Source organism: Pseudomonas sp. LBUM1645, from assembly GCF_059716185.1.
Genome location: NZ_CP166811.1, coordinates 1,676,271 through 1,691,573, shown reverse-complemented (window position 1 = coordinate 1,691,573; position 15,303 = coordinate 1,676,271). Strand labels below are relative to the sequence as shown.

Below are 15,303 nucleotides of genomic sequence, written 5' to 3'. Positions count from 1 at the left end.
TGATTACTCGTCAGCGCCCTTGTCGATCACTTTACGGCCACGGTATACGCCTTCTGGCGATACGTGGTGACGCAGGTGAATTTCACCGGTGGTTTTTTCTACAGACAGAGTGCTTGCCGTCAGGGCGTCGTGCGAACGACGCATGTCACGGGCAGAGCGGGATTTTTTGTTCTGCTGAACAGCCATAATTGATTAACTCCTAAACGTTTGGGTCACGCTTTAACTGCGCCAATACACTGAACGGGTTGGACCGCGTTACCTCGTCCTCGCTCGGTTCGGGCTCATCGAGACCCGCCGGCTGCTGGCATTCTTCCGGATGATGAGCAGGCACAATGGGCAAGGCGAGCAGAAGCTCCTCCTCGATCAGTGACTGCAGATCCAATGGATCTTCGCCCAGTTCCAGCACGTCATAACCTTTCGGCAACGACTGGGTATTCGCACCCTCCTTCACCACAGCATAACTGCATTCGCTATGGATCGGCAGGGTGACCAGCTCAAGACAACGCTGGCAAACCATTTTGACTTCGGTGTCGATAAAGCTGTGGATTACCACAGACTTACGTTCATCTCGTTCAAAAACGAATTTAGCCTGCACCGTACCGACAGTGTCGGAAAGCGGGTCGCAGAGTCTCTCCAAATCGGCCAGCAGCAGTTCACCTTGAAGGGTGGTGCCACGATCAGCCAATTTGCGCGGGTCAACGTGAGGTGGAATCGGGTCATTCAACATAGGCGCAGCATTATAGGGATGCCCCCAGCCATGTCAAAGGAAATTCAGCCCTGTCCGTCACTTGCAAGCCTCCGCTAGAATTCGCGCCTGTCTTCTGGAGATGCGCATGCTGCCTTTATTACTCGCTTCAAGCTCGGTTTATCGCCGGGAATTGCTGGCCCGCCTGCAGCTACCGTTTATCTGCAGCTCGCCGGATATCGACGAAAGCCATCGTCCGGGCGAGTCCGCTATCGCGCTGGTCAAGCGCCTCGCCGAGGAAAAAGCACGCGCGCTGGCCAGCAGCCACCCCGCTCATCTGATCATCGGCTCCGATCAGGTCGCGGTGCTTGGCGAGCGGATTATCGGCAAACCGCACACCTTCGAAAAGGCCCGCGAACAATTGCTGGCTTCGAGCGGTGCCAGCGTGACCTTCCTCACCGGCCTGGCCCTGCTCAACAGCCAGACCGGCGATTGCCAGGTCGACTGTGTGCCGTTCACCGTGCACATGCGCACACTCGACACCGCACGCATCGAACGCTACCTGCGCGCCGAACAGCCCTACGACTGCGCTGGCAGCTTCAAAGCCGAAGGTTTGGGGGTGAGCCTGTTTCAAAGCACCGAAGGCCCTGACGCCACCAGCCTGATCGGCCTGCCACTGATTCGTCTGATCGACATGCTGCTAGCCGAAGGCGTGCAGATACCTTGAAGATCAAAAGATCGCAGCCTCGTTTCACTCGACAGCTCCTACATTGAAATGCGTACCCCTTGTAGGAGCTGTCGAGTGAAACGAGGCTGCGATCTTTTGACTTTAAAAAAAAACCGGCAAAAAGCCGGTTTTTTTATGCAGCAAGAAGATCAGCGCAATGAAGGCCCCTGGAAGCCCATCCACATCGCCAGATGCTCAGCCACGCTGGCACCGAGCTTTTTCGAGAAGCGATCGAACGGCGATTCCTGAACAGTGAAGTCCACCAGCTCTTTCTCGCCGATCACGTCACGCGCCACCGAACTGGCATTCCCCAGGCCATCGATCAGGCCCAGCGGCAGTGCCTGCTCGCCCGACCAGACCAGCCCGGAGAACAACTCCGGATGTTCCTTGTCCTTGAGGCGGTCGCCACGGCCTTTCTTGACGCTGTTGATGAATTGCTGATGAGTAGTATCGAGCACACCCTGCCAGAATTGAGTTTCTTCAGGCTTCTGCGGCTGGAACGGATCGAGGAACGATTTGTGCTCGCCGGAAGTGTAAGTGCGACGCTCGACACCCAGCTTTTCCATCGTCCCGACAAAGCCATAACCGGCCGCCGTGACACCAATGGAACCCACCAGGCTCGCCTTGTCGGCGTAAATCTGATCAGCCGCGCTGGCGATGTAGTAAGCACCGGAAGCACCCAAATCCGAGATTACCGCGTAAAGCCTGGTGTCCGGATGCAGGCCGCGCAAACGGCGGATCTCGTCATAGACGTAGCCCGACTGCACCGGACTGCCGCCCGGACTGTTGATTCGCAGGACGACACCTTTGACCTTCTCGTCCTCGAACGCTGCACGCAGGCTGCCGACGATGTTATCAGCACTGGCAGGCTCCTTGTCGGCGATCATGCCGGTCACGTCGATCAGCGCGGTGTAGCTGCCACTGCGGGTGGCAGCTTTCTCCATATCCATCAGCGGCGTGAACAGGAGCAACGCGCCAAACAGGTACACAAAGGTCAGCAGCTTGAAGAAAATCCCCCAGCGACGGGACCGGCGCTGCTCCTGCACGCCGGCCAGCAGGGTCTTTTCCAGCAGCTTCCAGCTTTTCTCGTCACCGCTCTCTGCGCTCGCCTTGGCGGCCGCTTTCCATTCGTCGGTCATGACATCTACCCCAGCAAAAACCTATTAAGCCCGCTGACTCAGCCAGGCATGCAATTCCGAAAAACGATCAATGGCCAGTGCCGGCTTGAACAACCTCAACGCTTCGATCGATTGCGCGCCATAGCTGACGGCTACCGAATCCATGCCGGCGTTGCGCGCCATCTGCAAGTCAAAGGACGAATCGCCCACCATCAGCGCCTGCTCCGGGCGAACGTCGCAGTGAGCGAGGATCTGCTCGAGCATCAGCGGATGGGGTTTGCTGGCGGTTTCGTCGGCCGCACGGGTGATATCGAAATAATCTTCCCAGCCGTGAGACTTCAGCACCCGATCCAGCCCGCGACGGGCCTTGCCGGTCGCGACCGCCAAGTGATAACCCTCGGCACGAAACGCTTCCATCGACTCGACCACACCCTCGAACAACGGCGAAGGAACAGCCTCCGAGGCTATGTAGTGATCAGCATAGTGCTGACGGAAGGCTACCAATTCGTCGTCGCCGATTTCCGGGTATAACGTACGAATCGCCTCAGGCAGGCCCAGACCGATGATGCCCTTGACGGCAAAATCATCGCGCAACTGAAATCCGGATCGCTCGGACGCGACATGCATCGACTCGACAATCCGACCAATGGAGTCAGCGAGAGTGCCATCCCAATCGAAAATCAGCAGCTTGTAATCAGATGGGCGCACTCAATCGCTCCACGGTTTTGGCCCACATCTCGTCGACCGGCGCCTGCAACTTCAGCTCACCACCATCAGGCAGCGGCACAGTCAGCATGTAGGCGTGAAGGAACAGGCGCTTGCCGCCCAGGTCACGAATCTCTTTGCTGAAGCCTTCATCGCCGTACTTGGTGTCACCGGCAATGCAATGTCCGGCGTGCAAGGTGTGGACGCGGATCTGGTGAGTCCGGCCGGTGATCGGTTTAGCTTCGATCAGGGTGGCAAAGTCGCCAAAACGACGCAGGACCTTGAACACGGTCACGGACTCCTTGCCCTCCTCCTCGTCGACCTCGACCATACGCTCGCCGGAGCGCAGATTGCTCTTGCCGAGCGACGCCCGGACTTGCTTGATCGAGGCCGCCCAGTTGCCGCGAACCAGCGCCATATAGCGCTTATCGACGCCATCGCCGCGCAATGCCGTGTGCAAGTGACGCAGCATGCTGCGCTTCTTGGCGATCATCAGCAGGCCGGAGGTGTCACGGTCGAGACGGTGAACCAGTTCGAGCTCCTTGCAATCGGGACGCAACTGACGAAAGGCTTCGATCACCCCGTAAGTCAGGCCGCTGCCACCGTGAACCGCGATGCCGCAAGGCTTGTTGATCACGATCAACGCCTTGTCTTCGAAGACAATCGAGGCTTCGAGGCGCTGCAGCAGGCCTTGTGCCAGCGGCACCGGCTCGTCGCGCTCAGGCACGCGAACCGGCGGCACGCGCACGATATCGCCCGCCTGCAGCTTGTATTCGGGCTTGATCCGACCTTTGTTCACTCGCACTTCGCCTTTGCGCAAAATGCGGTAAATCAAAGTCTTGGGCACGCCTTTGAGCCGAGCGAGAAGGAAGTTATCAATACGTTGGCCGGCATATTCCGGCGAGACCTCCAGCAGTTGTACGGCTGGGGTCGAAGGGGCAGTAGTCGTCATGGCGCGGATGATAACAATTTTTTATGGAATTGAAGCACTTAATCATTGCTGCTATAGTCGCGAACGCCGCCAAAAGTGGCCTGGACAGCGGACTAACGGTCAAAAACCGGCCCTGACCAACGCAATTCACGAGGACGAGAGGCCGTCCTACGGGGCTTTCGCTACGAAACGGTAGAGTTTGCAGTTGTAACGAGCGCAGGTGACATGAGGCCTGAAGCATGCCGCAAAGCAGAGTTTTCACTCGCCTTGCGAGCAAATATTCACGGCCAGTTCACAAAGTGCAGTCAGCTACGAACAACCCCGAGCGAACGCTTCGGAAACAACGCCTAAATTAGCCATGATGCGTGACCTCCCCTTTCGGAGCTCACGGTAAATGCCAACCCGCTGCGGATTCTGCGCGCGGCAGCACCCGAATTATCAGGGATACGTGTAGGGTGGAGATGCACAACCGCTGGACTGTGTAGCAATAGGCTTTATCAAGACGCTTCATCTCGTCCACAGCCGCTGGTTGATTCCTCCTCCTGACTGAGTGCTTAAGTAGCCACAGCAAGCAGGACGCGTACGTCGCGACGCCGGCCCAATTGGTCGGGGTTCGCTAGACACTGGAGTGTCCAACCACTCCTGACGCACCTGACACCGACCATGAGAAGTCGTGTGTGCCGAACGCCGTTTCCGGCAGCCCGGAAACCGACGGTACTACATGAAAAGAATGCTGATTAACGCAACTCAACCCGAAGAGTTGCGTGTTGCACTGGTAGATGGCCAACGCCTCTACGACCTGGACATCGAATCCGGTGCACGCGAGCAGAAAAAGGCCAACATCTATAAAGGCCGGATTACTCGCATCGAACCAAGCCTTGAGGCTGCCTTTGTCGATTTCGGCTCTGAGCGCCACGGCTTCCTGCCCCTCAAAGAAATCTCCCGCGAATACTTCAAGAAAGCCCCCGAAGGCCGCGTTAACATCAAGGACGTCCTGAGCGAAGGCCAGGAAGTCATCGTTCAGGTCGAAAAAGAAGAACGTGGCAACAAGGGCGCAGCCCTCACCACCTTCATCAGCCTGGCCGGTCGTTACCTGGTTCTGATGCCGAACAACCCGCGTGCCGGCGGTATCTCCCGTCGCATCGAAGGTGAAGAGCGCAACGAACTGCGTGAAGCCCTGAACGGCCTGGTTGCCCCAGCCGACATGGGTCTGATCGTTCGCACTGCCGGCCTTGGCCGCAGCAGCGAAGAAATGCAGTGGGACCTCGACTACCTGCTGCAACTGTGGACCGCCATCAAAGAAGCCTCGCTGGATCGCTCCGCGCCGTTCCTGATCTACCAGGAAAGCAACGTGATCATCCGCGCCATCCGCGATTACCTGCGCCAGGACATCGGCGAAGTGCTGATCGACAGCGTTGAAGCCCAGGACGAAGCCCTGACCTTCATTCGCCAGGTAATGCCGCAGTACGCCAGCAAGATCAAGCTGTACGAAGACAGCGTTCCGCTGTTCAACCGTTTCCAGATCGAAAGCCAGATCGAGACCGCTTTCCAGCGCGTCGTTGAACTGCCTTCCGGCGGCTCCATCGTTATCGATCCGACCGAAGCCCTGGTGTCCATCGACATCAACTCGGCGCGCGCCACCAAAGGCAGCGACATCGAAGAAACCGCTCTGCAGACCAACCTTGAAGCCGCCGAAGAAATCGCCCGTCAGTTGCGCTTGCGCGACATCGGCGGCCTGATCGTCATCGACTTCATCGACATGACCCCTGCCAAGAACCAGCGCGCCGTGGAAGAGAAAGTCCGCGAATGCCTGGAAGCCGACCGTGCTCGCGTGCAAGTCGGTCGCATCTCGCGCTTCGGCCTGCTGGAAATGTCCCGTCAGCGCCTGCGTCCATCCCTGGGCGAAAGCAGCGGTATCGTTTGCCCGCGTTGCAACGGCACCGGCATCATCCGTGACGTTGAATCGCTGTCGCTGGCGATCCTGCGCCTGATCGAAGAAGAAGCCCTCAAAGACCGCACTGCCGAAGTTCGCGCACAAGTGCCGATCCCGGTCGCTGCGTTCCTGCTCAACGAAAAACGCAACTCGATCACCAAGATCGAACTGCGCACCCGTGCCCGCATCGTCATTCTGCCGAACGATCACCTCGAAACGCCGCACTTCGAAGTTCAGCGTCTGCGCGATGACAGCCCGGAAGCCACGGTCGGCCAGTCCAGCTACGAAATCGCCGCTGCCGCTGCCGAAGTCGAAGAAGTCCAGCCAGCCGCTGCGACCCGCACCCTGGTTCGCCAGGAAGCCGCGGTCAAGACTGCACCGGCCCGCGCCAACGCTCCGGTTCCGACCGAAGTCGTCGCTGCCGCACCTGTTGCTGCACCGGTCGCCGCGCCTGAGCCAAGCCTGTTCAAAGGCCTGGTGAAGTCGCTGGTCAGCCTGTTCGCGACCAAAGAAGAGCCAGTTACTCCGGTTGTGGTTGAAAAACCAGCAACCACCGAGCGTCCGGCCCGCAACGAAGAGCGTCGCAACGGCCGTCAGCAGAGCCGCAACCGTAACGGTCGCCGCGATGAAGAACGCAAGCCTCGTGAGGAACGTGCACCGCGTGAAGAGCGCGCACCACGTGAGCCACGTGAAGCCCGCGAAGAAGCTCCAGCAGTAGCAGTAGAACGCGCTCCACGTGAAGAGCGCGCTCCACGTGCCCCTCGTGAAGAACGTGCACCGCGCGCTCCACGCGAAGACCGCAAGCCACGCGGCGATCGTGAAGAACGCCCGGTTCGTGAATTGCGTGAGCCTCTGGATGCCGCTCCGGCCACCGCTGCTACCGCTGCTACCGCTGCTACCGCTGCTACCGCTGAAGAGCGTCCAGCTCGCCAGCCACGTGAAGAACGTGCTCCACGCCCACCGCGTGAAGAACGCCAGCCACGTGCAGAGCAAGCCGCTGTCGCAGTAGCTGAAGAAGAGCTGGTTACCAACGAAGAGCAACTGCAGGAAGACGGTCAGGAAGGCGCCGAAGGCGATCGTCCACGCCGCCGCTCCCGTGGCCAGCGTCGTCGCAGCAACCGTCGCGAGCGTCAACGCGATGCCAACGGCAACGTGATCGAAGGTTCGGACGAATCCGAGTCCGCCGAAGGTAACGAAGCTGCCGAAACCAACGAAGCGCCAAGCGCTGCCGATCTGGCCGCCGGCCTGGCTGTTACCGCAGCCGTTGCCAGCACCGTGATCAGCGCTCCAGCCGAAGCACAGGCTAACGAGCAAGCCGAACGCGCGACTGCCGCCACCCTGGAAACTGCTCCAGTGGAAGCGCCAGTGGTTGAAGCAACGACTCCGGTCGAAGCCACCGCCGCTCCGGAAATCGAAGTCGCCCCGGTTCGTGAAGCACAGCCTGTATTTGAAGCTGCCGTTGAGCCAGTGGTTGCCGCAGAACCGGTTGTTGAAACATCAACCGAAACAGTGACCGAAGCTGTCCGTGAAGTTCGCGAAGAGCAAACCGCGTTCAACTGGGTTGCCGAGCCAGCCGCCGCCGAAGCGCCAGTAGCCGAGGCCATGGTGTCCGAGCCAGTGGTTGCTGCTGCCGAGCCTGCTCCAGTAGTTGAAGCGCCGGTTGTTGCCGAAGTGGCTGCACCGGAAGTCGAAGTCGCCCCTGTCAGCGCCCTGACGCCAAGTGGCCGTGCGCCGAACGACCCACGTGAAGTGCGCCGTCGCAAGCGTGAAGAGGAGCGTCTGCAGAAGGAAGCCGAACTGGCTGCCGCTGCTGCTCCGGCTGCTGTCGAAGCTGCACCGGTTGTCGCTGAAGTCGTCGAGGCAGCACCTGCCCCGGCTGCTGAAGTCGCTGCTGCCGAACCAGCTGAATCAGTGATCGACGAAGCACCGCGCTCCGTTCAGGAAGCGGTACAGCAACACGAGCAAGCCCTGGAAAAAGAACACGAGCCTAAACCTCTCGTCTGATTCCATCGGCCACTAAAAAGCCCCGCCTGGTGATCCAGGCGGGGCTTTTTTTATGCCCAGGATCAAAAGATCGCAGCCTTCGGCAGCTCCTACAGGTGTACACATTTCCATGTAGGAGCTGCCGAAGGCTGCGATCTTTTGATCTTCTGGTGACTACGCGAACACTAACTTCTCTGGCACATCCACATCCCACAACACCCCAGGATCGTCCACCGCCACCTCGACGACCCTCCCCTGCGAAAACAACGGCTTCGCGCCATGATCACCAGATAACTTCATCAACCCCGGCGCAAAGCTGCGACCGAACCCCACCGGATGTCCATACTTGCCCTCGTATACCGGAACACTGACGGCGTCATCAGCAATCTCCGCCACCACACGATCAATACTCGTTGGAAGGATAAACGGCATATCCCCCAGCACAATCAGCCAGCCGCCGAGCTGCGGACACGCCGCCACCCCGGCCGCGATGCTGTCACCCATGCCGGTCGATTCGATCAGCACAATCTCGCAGCCATAAGCCTTGGCCATACGGATCACTTGTGGTCGATCCACCGTGGTCACCAGGACGCGCTTCTCAAGGGAGGCCGGCAAATTCACCAGCACTTGCTCGATCATCGAATGAACAGCACCCTCGCGCCCCGTACAATCCGCCACCAGTTTGCCCTTCTCGACACCGGCCTCCTGTCGAAACCGACTGCCCTGCCCCGCTGCCAACACGATGACGCCGATGGGTTCACTCATACGACCTCCTGCAACAGCTTCTTCTGCTTCAGTTCGACGCCATTCTTGATCGCCACGATTTCGGCCAGCAGCGACAAGGCGATTTCCGCCGGTGTGTGGCTGCCAATGTGCAAACCGATCGGGCCGTGCAGCCGAGAGATAGCCTCTTGTGACAAGCCTAGCTGAGCCAGATTGTCCCGGCGCTTCAAGCTATTGACCCGCGACCCCAGCGCACCGACATAAAACGCCCTGGAGTCCAGCGCCGTGAGCAGCGCCATGTCATCGAGTCGAGGATCGTGGGTCAGCGCGACGATGGCCGTACGCTCGTCAGTCTGGATGCTGAGCACCGCTTCATCGGGCATGCCAGAAACAAATCGCCCGTGCTGCTCTTCCCAGCCGTAAACGAACTCGGTACGTGGATCGCAGATCAGCACTTCGAAATCCAGCAACCGCGCCATCTCGGCGACATAACGGGACAACTGCCCCGCACCGATCAGCAACAGCCGCCAACGCGGACCGTAAATGGCCCGCAGGGTTTTGCCATCGAACATCAGGACATCAGTCTTGTCAGCCGGTTGCAGAACCACTTCACCGGTCGTGAGATCAAGCGAGCGAGCAACGATTTCATGCGCCTCGCAGCGCGCCAGTAACTCGGCGACCCAAGCCGGATCGCCGACCCGCTCCTCGGTCAGGCGCAAGGTGCCGCCGCACGGCAAACCGAAGCGTGCCGCCTCCTCACGGGTGACGCCGTAAGTGATCAATTGCACCGGCGGCCCATCGGCCGGAATACGACCGTCGTGCAGCCGGGCAATCAAATCGTCTTCAACGCAACCACCGGAGACCGAGCCAATCACCACGCCATCTTCACGCAAGGCCAGCATGGCGCCAGGTGCCCGAGGCGCGGTGCCCCAGGTCTGGACCACGCTGTACAACACCACCCGCTGACCGGCGCGGCGCCATTCCAGCACGCTGCGCAGGACGTTCAGATCGACGCTGTCCATCAGGCCTGCGCCTTCTGCCAACCTTGCAGCTGATAGCGAACCGGCAAGTTGCGGATGCGCTTGCCGGTGGCGGCAAAGATTGCGTTGCACAACGCAGGCGCAATCGGTGGCACGCCCGGTTCACCAACACCGCCCAGTGGCACATTGCCTGGCGGCGTGATCAGATGAATCGCGACTTCCTTCGGTGCCAGCGACATGCGCGCCACTTCGTACATGTGGAAGTTGTCCTGCTGGACCTTGCCGTCCTTGAAGCTGATTTCCCCCAGCACCGCGTTGCCCAGACCCATGACACAGGCGCCTTCGAACTGCGCACGAATCCGCTCGGGGTTGATCTGCGGACCGCAATCCACCGCGATGTCGGCCTTGTGCACGATCAGCGTGCCGTCGTCTTTGACTTCAACCTCGATCACCGCCGCCACATACGTCACGAAACTGTAATGCACCGCCAGACCCAGGCCTCGCCCCTTGGGCAACTCGCGGCCCCAACCGGAAGCTTTGGCAGCGGTTTCCAGCACCGTGCGCAGACGCGCAGTGTCGATCGGATAACGCTCGGGGGATTCGCCGTAGTTCCACTCTTCACTCAAGGTGCGCGGATCGATCTGCCGGTCCGGGCCGAGCAATTTGATCTGGTACTTGAGCGGATCCTGGCCGGCCTTGTGCGCCAGTTCATCAACAAAACTCTGAATCGCAAAACCGTGAGGAATGTTCGACACCGAGCGATACCAGCCGACGCGGGTATGGACCGTCGCTTCCGGGTTTTCCAGGCGCACGTTAGGAATCGCGTAAGCCATGTTGGTAAAGCCCATGCCCAGCTCGAAGGCCGCCTCATGGTTCATGCCCGGCGCGAACAGCGCAGTGATGCTCGGCGCCACGGTGCGGTGCAACCAGCCGGACGGCAGGCCGTCCTTGTTCAGGCTGGCTTTCAGGTACTCGGCCGACACCGTGTGGAAATAGGAGCAGTGGATGTCGTCTTCACGGGTCCATTGCACTCGCACTGCCTTGCCGGGGAATTCCTTGGCAAGGATCGCGGCTTCGATGATGAAGTCCGGTTTGGATTTACGTCCGAAACCGCCGCCCAGCAAGGTGACATTGAAGGTGACGTTATCGAACGGAATGCCGAGGCGTTCGCCAATTCGTTCGCGGGTGACTTGCGGCGCCTGGCTCGGGGCCCAGGCTTCGCACACACCGTCCTTGAAGCGGGCGATGGCGACCATCGGTTCCATTGGCGCTTGCGTGAGGTGCGGCAGGTAATAGGACGCTTCGAGCGTGCTGTCGGCGCTGCCCATCGCTTCATCGATGTTGCCGGTATTGCGCACCACTTTGCCGGGCTTGAGGGATGCAGCCTCAATTTCCTTGCGGTAAGCGATCGAGTCGTAACTGGCGTTGGGGCCATCATCCCACTCGATTTTCAACGCCTCGCGGCCCTTGATCGCCGCCCAAGTATTACTGGCGACCACGGCCACGCCGCCCAGCGGTTGAAACTCCAGCGGCAGTGGACGATTTTCGATCTGAATGACCTTGATCACGCCCGGGACTTTCATCGCGGCGCTGGAGTCGACGGACTTGACCTTGCCGCCGTACACCGCAGGACGTGCAATGGTGGCGTAGAGCATGCCGTCGAAATGAACGTCTGCACCGTAAATGGCGCGGCCATTGACGATGTCGGCACCATCAATGGCCTTGGTGCCTTCCTTGCCGATGTAGCGGAATTCCGACGGCTGTTTGAGCCGCAGGCTGTCACGCGCCGGCACTGCCAGCGCACCGGCAGCGGCGGCCAATGCGCCGTAACCTAGCTCACGACCAGTCGGTTTATGGATGACTTTATGCAATTGCGCGTGGCATTCGCTGACCGGCACTTTCCACTGTTCGGCAGCGGCTTGTTCGAGCATGGTCCGCGCGGCAGCACCGCAGCGACGCATCGGCTCGTACCAGTGGCGCATGCTGCGCGAGCCATCGGTGTCCTGGTTGCCGAAGCGCACTTCGTCGCCCGGCGCCTGTTGCACCTTCATCATCGCCCAGTCGGCTTCCAACTCATCGGCCACCACCATCGTCAGGCTGGTGCGCACACCCTGGCCCATTTCCGAACGGTTGCAGACCACGGTCACCATGCCGTCAGCGGCAATGCTGACGTAAACCTTGGGATCGTCGATCCAGCCGTTGGGCATGCCGTCGGCGCCGAATTTCTTCTCTTTCTCGGCAGCGAAAGCGTCTTGCCAGCCCCAGCTCGCCACCAGTACCAGCGCACTGGTGGCGCCAACGCCTTTGAGGAAACCGCGACGACTGAGGTTGCTCAGCGCGAAATCATTCGGTAACTGGCTCATGCCTTGGCCCCCTTCAGGTGAGTGGATGCCTGGCGGATGGCGGTCTTGATACGGTTGTAAGTGCCGCAGCGGCAAATGTTGCCGACCATCGCCTCTTCGATCTGTTCGTCGCTGGGGTTCGGATTGGTCTTGAGCAGCGCCGTGGCGGACATGATCTGCCCGCCCTGACAGAAACCGCACTGGGCCACGGCGGTGTCGAGCCAGGCTTGCTGGACGACTTGCCCGACCGGGTCGGCGTGCAGGTTGTCGATGGTGGTGACGTTCTGGCCGACCACCGAGCCGATAGGCGTGATGCAACTGCGCGCCGGGGCGCCTTCGATATGGATGGTGCAGGCACCACAGAGGCCCATGCCACAGCCGAATTTGGTGCCGTTGTAACCGGCCACGTCGCGGATCGCCCAGAGCAGCGGCATGTCCTCGGTGACATCGAGTTGATGGTCTTGACCATTGAGCTTCAGGGTAATCATGGGCACGCCCGCATAGTTATTGGTTATGGGGTCGAGCAATCTGCCGCCTGGGGTTGGCGGTTGGCATCACGCAGATCGGCTCAGGCTAATGAGGCTCTCTTATGCGGACGGTAGCGTCTGCATCGGGCCTTTGGTGGAGCAAACGTTTGCATCGTTAGGTGGCTAAGTTAACCCAGCATTAACAAAAAAGCCCTGCACCGTTAAACGTGTGCAGGGCTTTGAGATCAGTATTGAAAGCGTAGCCTCAATACCGATTGGGCTCCATTTCCAGGTCAACATGGAAACGTTCTGAAATGTCTTTCTGGATGCGTTGCGCCAGGTTCAGCAATTGCAGACCGGTTGCGTTGCCGTAGTTGACCAGCACCAACGCCTGCAATTTATGCACGCCGGCATCGGCATCACGGAAACCTTTCCAGCCGGCCCGCTCGATCAGCCAGCCCGCCGCCAGTTTCATCTGCCCGTCAGGTTGCGCGTAGGCCACCAGATCCGGGTATTCACCTTTGAGTTGCGCGACGAGCGCCGCTGGCACCAAAGGATTCTTGAAGAAGCTGCCGGCATTGCCGAGCACCGCCGGGTCCGGGAGCTTTTCGTTGCGGATGCTGCAAATCGCCTGGCTGACATCGGTGGCGGTCGGGTGATCGATGCCTTGCTCGGTCAGGCGCTGACGCACCGGGCCGTACTCCAGATGCAGGTGCGCGGCACGGTCCAGGATGAAACGAACCCGCAGGATCAACCAACGTCCCGGTTCCTGTTTGAAGAGGCTATCGCGGTAGGCGAAGTTGCATTCTTCCAGGGTGAAGTCGCGCAGGTTGCCGGTCTGGCGATCCAGCGCGGTCAGGCCGGCGAACACGTCCTTGATCTCCACGCCATAAGCACCGATGTTCTGCATCGGTGCCGCACCGACGGTGCCGGGAATCAGGCTGAGGTTCTCCAGCCCCGACAAACCTTGCGCCAGGGTGTGCTGCACGAACGGATGCCAAGGCTCGCCCGCCTCGGCTTCGATCACGACTTTGCTGCCGTCATCACTGAGGATGCGAATCCCGCGCGTGGCCATGCGCAGCACCAGCGACTGGATATCGGCCGTCAGCAGCAGGTTGCTGCCACCGCCAATCACCAGCAGTGGCACGTCATGCTCCACCGCATAGGCCAGGGCTTCACGCACGTCGGCATCGTTATGGGCCTCGGCAAACAGCCGGGCCTGAACATCGACGCCAAAGGTGTTGAACGGTTTGAGCGAAACCTGGGCGCGCACCTGCAAACTCATAACCGTCCCTTCAATTCGATCACCAGCAAATCACTTGCGCGCTCGATCAGATCCAGCACCTGCTCAAAGCCTTGGTCGCCGTCGTAGTACGGATCCGGTACTTCATCGATTTCCGACTGGTAGCGACGCAGGAACAGGTCCAGCTCGGCCTTGCCCCTGGCCGGTTGCAAGGCCTTGAGGTTGCGCAGGTTGCTGTGATCCATCGCCAGAATCAGGTCGTAGGTGGCGAAATCGGCGCGGGACACTTGCTGGGCGCGCTGAGCAGACAGGTCATAACCGCGCAGCTTGGCCGCCGCTTGGCTGCGCTTGTCCGGGGCCTTGCCGACGTGCCAGTCACCGGTGCCGGCCGAGGCAACTTCAATTTGATCGGCCAGCCCCGCTTCGCGCAGTTTATGCCGCAGCACGCCTTCGGCCGTGGGTGAACGGCAGATGTTGCCCAGGCAGACAAACAAAACCCGCATCAGGCCTCCAGCAGGCGACGAACGCGCTCAAGGTCTTCGACAGTATCGACGCCGGTCGGCGGTGCGATCAGTGCATCGGCGACGTGAATCCGCACGCCGTGCCACAGGGCACGCAGTTGTTCCAGGGATTCGGTATTTTCCAGCCAGCATGGGCCCCAGCTAACGAAGTCATGCAGGAAACCGGCGCGGTAGGCATAGATGCCGATGTGGCGGCGATACGGCACGCCTTCCGGCAATTGCTCGCGGCTTTTGGCGAACGCGTCCCGGGCCCACGGCAACGTGGCACGACTGAAGGTCAGCGCCATGCCATTAAGGTCGCTGACGACCTTGACCACGTTGGTATTGAACAGGGTTTCCACGTCTTCGATCGGCTCAGCCAATGTGGCCATGCGCGCTTCGGTGTGGGCGGCCAGGTTGGCGGCAACCTGATCGATCACGCTCGGCGGGATCAGCGGTTCGTCACCCTGAACGTTAACCACAATGGCGTCGGGCGCCAGGCCCAGCTTCGCGGCGACTTCGGCCAAACGGTCAGTGCCGGAATTGTGATCTTCGCGGGTCAGCACCACCTCGGCACCGAACGCATTGCAAGCCTCAACGATGCGCGCATCGTCAGTGGCAACCACCACGCGTTGGGCGCTGCTTTTGCTCGCCTGTTCCCAGACGTGCTGGATCATCGGCTTGCCGGCGATCAGCAGCAGCGGTTTGCCCGGCAAGCGGGTGGAGGCGAAACGCGATGGAATGACAACGGTAAAGGCTGTGGTCATTTATCCAGACGCTCGTCGGTGGTCAGGGTGCGGGCTTCGGTTTCGAGCATCACCGGGATGCCGTCGCGAATCGGGTAAGCCAGGCCGGCGCCCTTGCTGATCAGCTCGGTTTTGTCGGCGCTGAGCTTGAGCGGGCCTTTACAGACCGGGCAAGCGAGGATATCGAGCAATTTGGTGTCCATGAACATTCCCTGGATAA

At 60.2% G+C, this 15,303-nt stretch carries 15 protein-coding genes; 2 read left to right on the top strand and 13 right to left on the bottom strand.

What is annotated here, in order from left to right; translation table 11 throughout:
• Nucleotides 1-3 precede the first annotated feature (3 nt).
• Together rpmF and ACA079_RS07460 are read right to left on the bottom strand one after the other, a co-directional pair.
• Nucleotides 4-186: a 50S ribosomal protein L32 gene (gene rpmF / locus ACA079_RS07465; RefSeq protein ID WP_008152339.1), complete on the bottom strand. Its 183-nt coding sequence runs from the start codon at nt 184-186 to the stop codon at nt 4-6.
• A gap of 13 nt (nt 187-199) precedes the next feature.
• On the bottom strand, nt 200-727 hold the full coding sequence (locus tag ACA079_RS07460; protein WP_004371317.1) for a YceD family protein: 528 nt from the start codon (nt 725-727) through the stop codon (nt 200-202).
• A 106-nt stretch (nt 728-833) separates the two neighbouring features.
• Here ACA079_RS07460 and ACA079_RS07455 point away from each other — a divergent pair, with 106 nt between their 5' ends.
• Nucleotides 834-1,412, top strand: coding sequence for a Maf family protein (locus tag ACA079_RS07455; RefSeq protein ID WP_497703062.1), 579 nt, complete (start codon nt 834-836; stop codon nt 1,410-1,412).
• Nucleotides 1,413-1,561: 149 nt separating this feature from the next.
• Here the strand turns inward: ACA079_RS07455 and ACA079_RS07450 are convergent, their stop codons facing one another.
• The 3 genes from ACA079_RS07450 to rluC are packed head-to-tail and all read right to left on the bottom strand — an operon-like array spanning nt 1,562 to nt 4,187.
• Nucleotides 1,562-2,551: a S49 family peptidase gene (locus tag ACA079_RS07450; RefSeq protein WP_497703061.1), complete on the bottom strand. Its 990-nt coding sequence runs from the start codon at nt 2,549-2,551 to the stop codon at nt 1,562-1,564.
• Nucleotides 2,552-2,575: 24 nt separating this feature from the next.
• On the bottom strand, nt 2,576-3,238 hold the full coding sequence (locus ACA079_RS07445) for an HAD-IA family hydrolase (protein WP_497703060.1): 663 nt from the start codon (nt 3,236-3,238) through the stop codon (nt 2,576-2,578).
• Entirely contained in the window at nt 3,225-4,187 is a 963-nt protein-coding gene (rluC, locus tag ACA079_RS07440) for a 23S rRNA pseudouridine(955/2504/2580) synthase RluC (RefSeq protein ID WP_046049069.1), read from the bottom strand. The genes ACA079_RS07445 and rluC overlap by 14 nt, the downstream gene beginning before the upstream one ends.
• A gap of 700 nt (nt 4,188-4,887) precedes the next feature.
• Between rluC and rne the strand changes: the two genes are divergently transcribed.
• A complete protein-coding gene (gene rne, locus ACA079_RS07435; RefSeq protein WP_497703059.1) occupies nt 4,888-8,103 on the top strand; it encodes a ribonuclease E in 3,216 nt (1,071 codons plus the stop codon).
• A gap of 153 nt (nt 8,104-8,256) precedes the next feature.
• Here rne and ACA079_RS07430 read toward each other — a convergent pair whose 3' ends face one another.
• From ACA079_RS07430 to ACA079_RS07395, 8 genes are all read right to left on the bottom strand, one after another.
• Entirely contained in the window at nt 8,257-8,847 is a 591-nt protein-coding gene (locus ACA079_RS07430; protein WP_497703058.1) for a nucleotidyltransferase family protein, read from the bottom strand.
• Nucleotides 8,844-9,827 (bottom strand): XdhC family protein, encoded by a 984-nt coding sequence (locus ACA079_RS07425; protein WP_497703057.1) that lies wholly within the window; start codon nt 9,825-9,827, stop codon nt 8,844-8,846. Before ACA079_RS07425 ends, ACA079_RS07430 begins: the two co-directional genes overlap by 4 nt.
• Nucleotides 9,827-12,148, bottom strand: coding sequence for a xanthine dehydrogenase family protein molybdopterin-binding subunit (locus ACA079_RS07420; RefSeq protein ID WP_497703056.1), 2,322 nt, complete (start codon nt 12,146-12,148; stop codon nt 9,827-9,829). The genes ACA079_RS07425 and ACA079_RS07420 overlap by 1 nt, the downstream gene beginning before the upstream one ends.
• Nucleotides 12,145-12,615, bottom strand: a complete 471-nt coding sequence (locus ACA079_RS07415; RefSeq protein ID WP_497703055.1) for a (2Fe-2S)-binding protein — start codon at nt 12,613-12,615, stop codon at nt 12,145-12,147. Before ACA079_RS07415 ends, ACA079_RS07420 begins: the two co-directional genes overlap by 4 nt.
• 244 nt (nt 12,616-12,859) lie before the next feature.
• Nucleotides 12,860-13,879 carry a UDP-N-acetylmuramate dehydrogenase gene (gene murB / locus ACA079_RS07410; RefSeq protein ID WP_497703054.1) on the bottom strand — a complete coding sequence of 340 codons (1,020 nt, stop codon included), beginning with the start codon at nt 13,877-13,879 and terminating at the stop codon, nt 12,860-12,862.
• On the bottom strand, nt 13,876-14,340 hold the full coding sequence (locus ACA079_RS07405) for a low molecular weight protein-tyrosine-phosphatase (protein ID WP_134419074.1): 465 nt from the start codon (nt 14,338-14,340) through the stop codon (nt 13,876-13,878). Before ACA079_RS07405 ends, murB begins: the two co-directional genes overlap by 4 nt.
• On the bottom strand, nt 14,340-15,104 hold the full coding sequence (kdsB, locus tag ACA079_RS07400; protein ID WP_497703053.1) for a 3-deoxy-manno-octulosonate cytidylyltransferase: 765 nt from the start codon (nt 15,102-15,104) through the stop codon (nt 14,340-14,342). The genes ACA079_RS07405 and kdsB overlap by 1 nt, the downstream gene beginning before the upstream one ends.
• Nucleotides 15,101-15,286 carry a Trm112 family protein gene (locus ACA079_RS07395; RefSeq protein WP_007945752.1) on the bottom strand — a complete coding sequence of 62 codons (186 nt, stop codon included), beginning with the start codon at nt 15,284-15,286 and terminating at the stop codon, nt 15,101-15,103. The genes kdsB and ACA079_RS07395 overlap by 4 nt, the downstream gene beginning before the upstream one ends.
• Nucleotides 15,287-15,303: the final 17 nt, after the last annotated feature.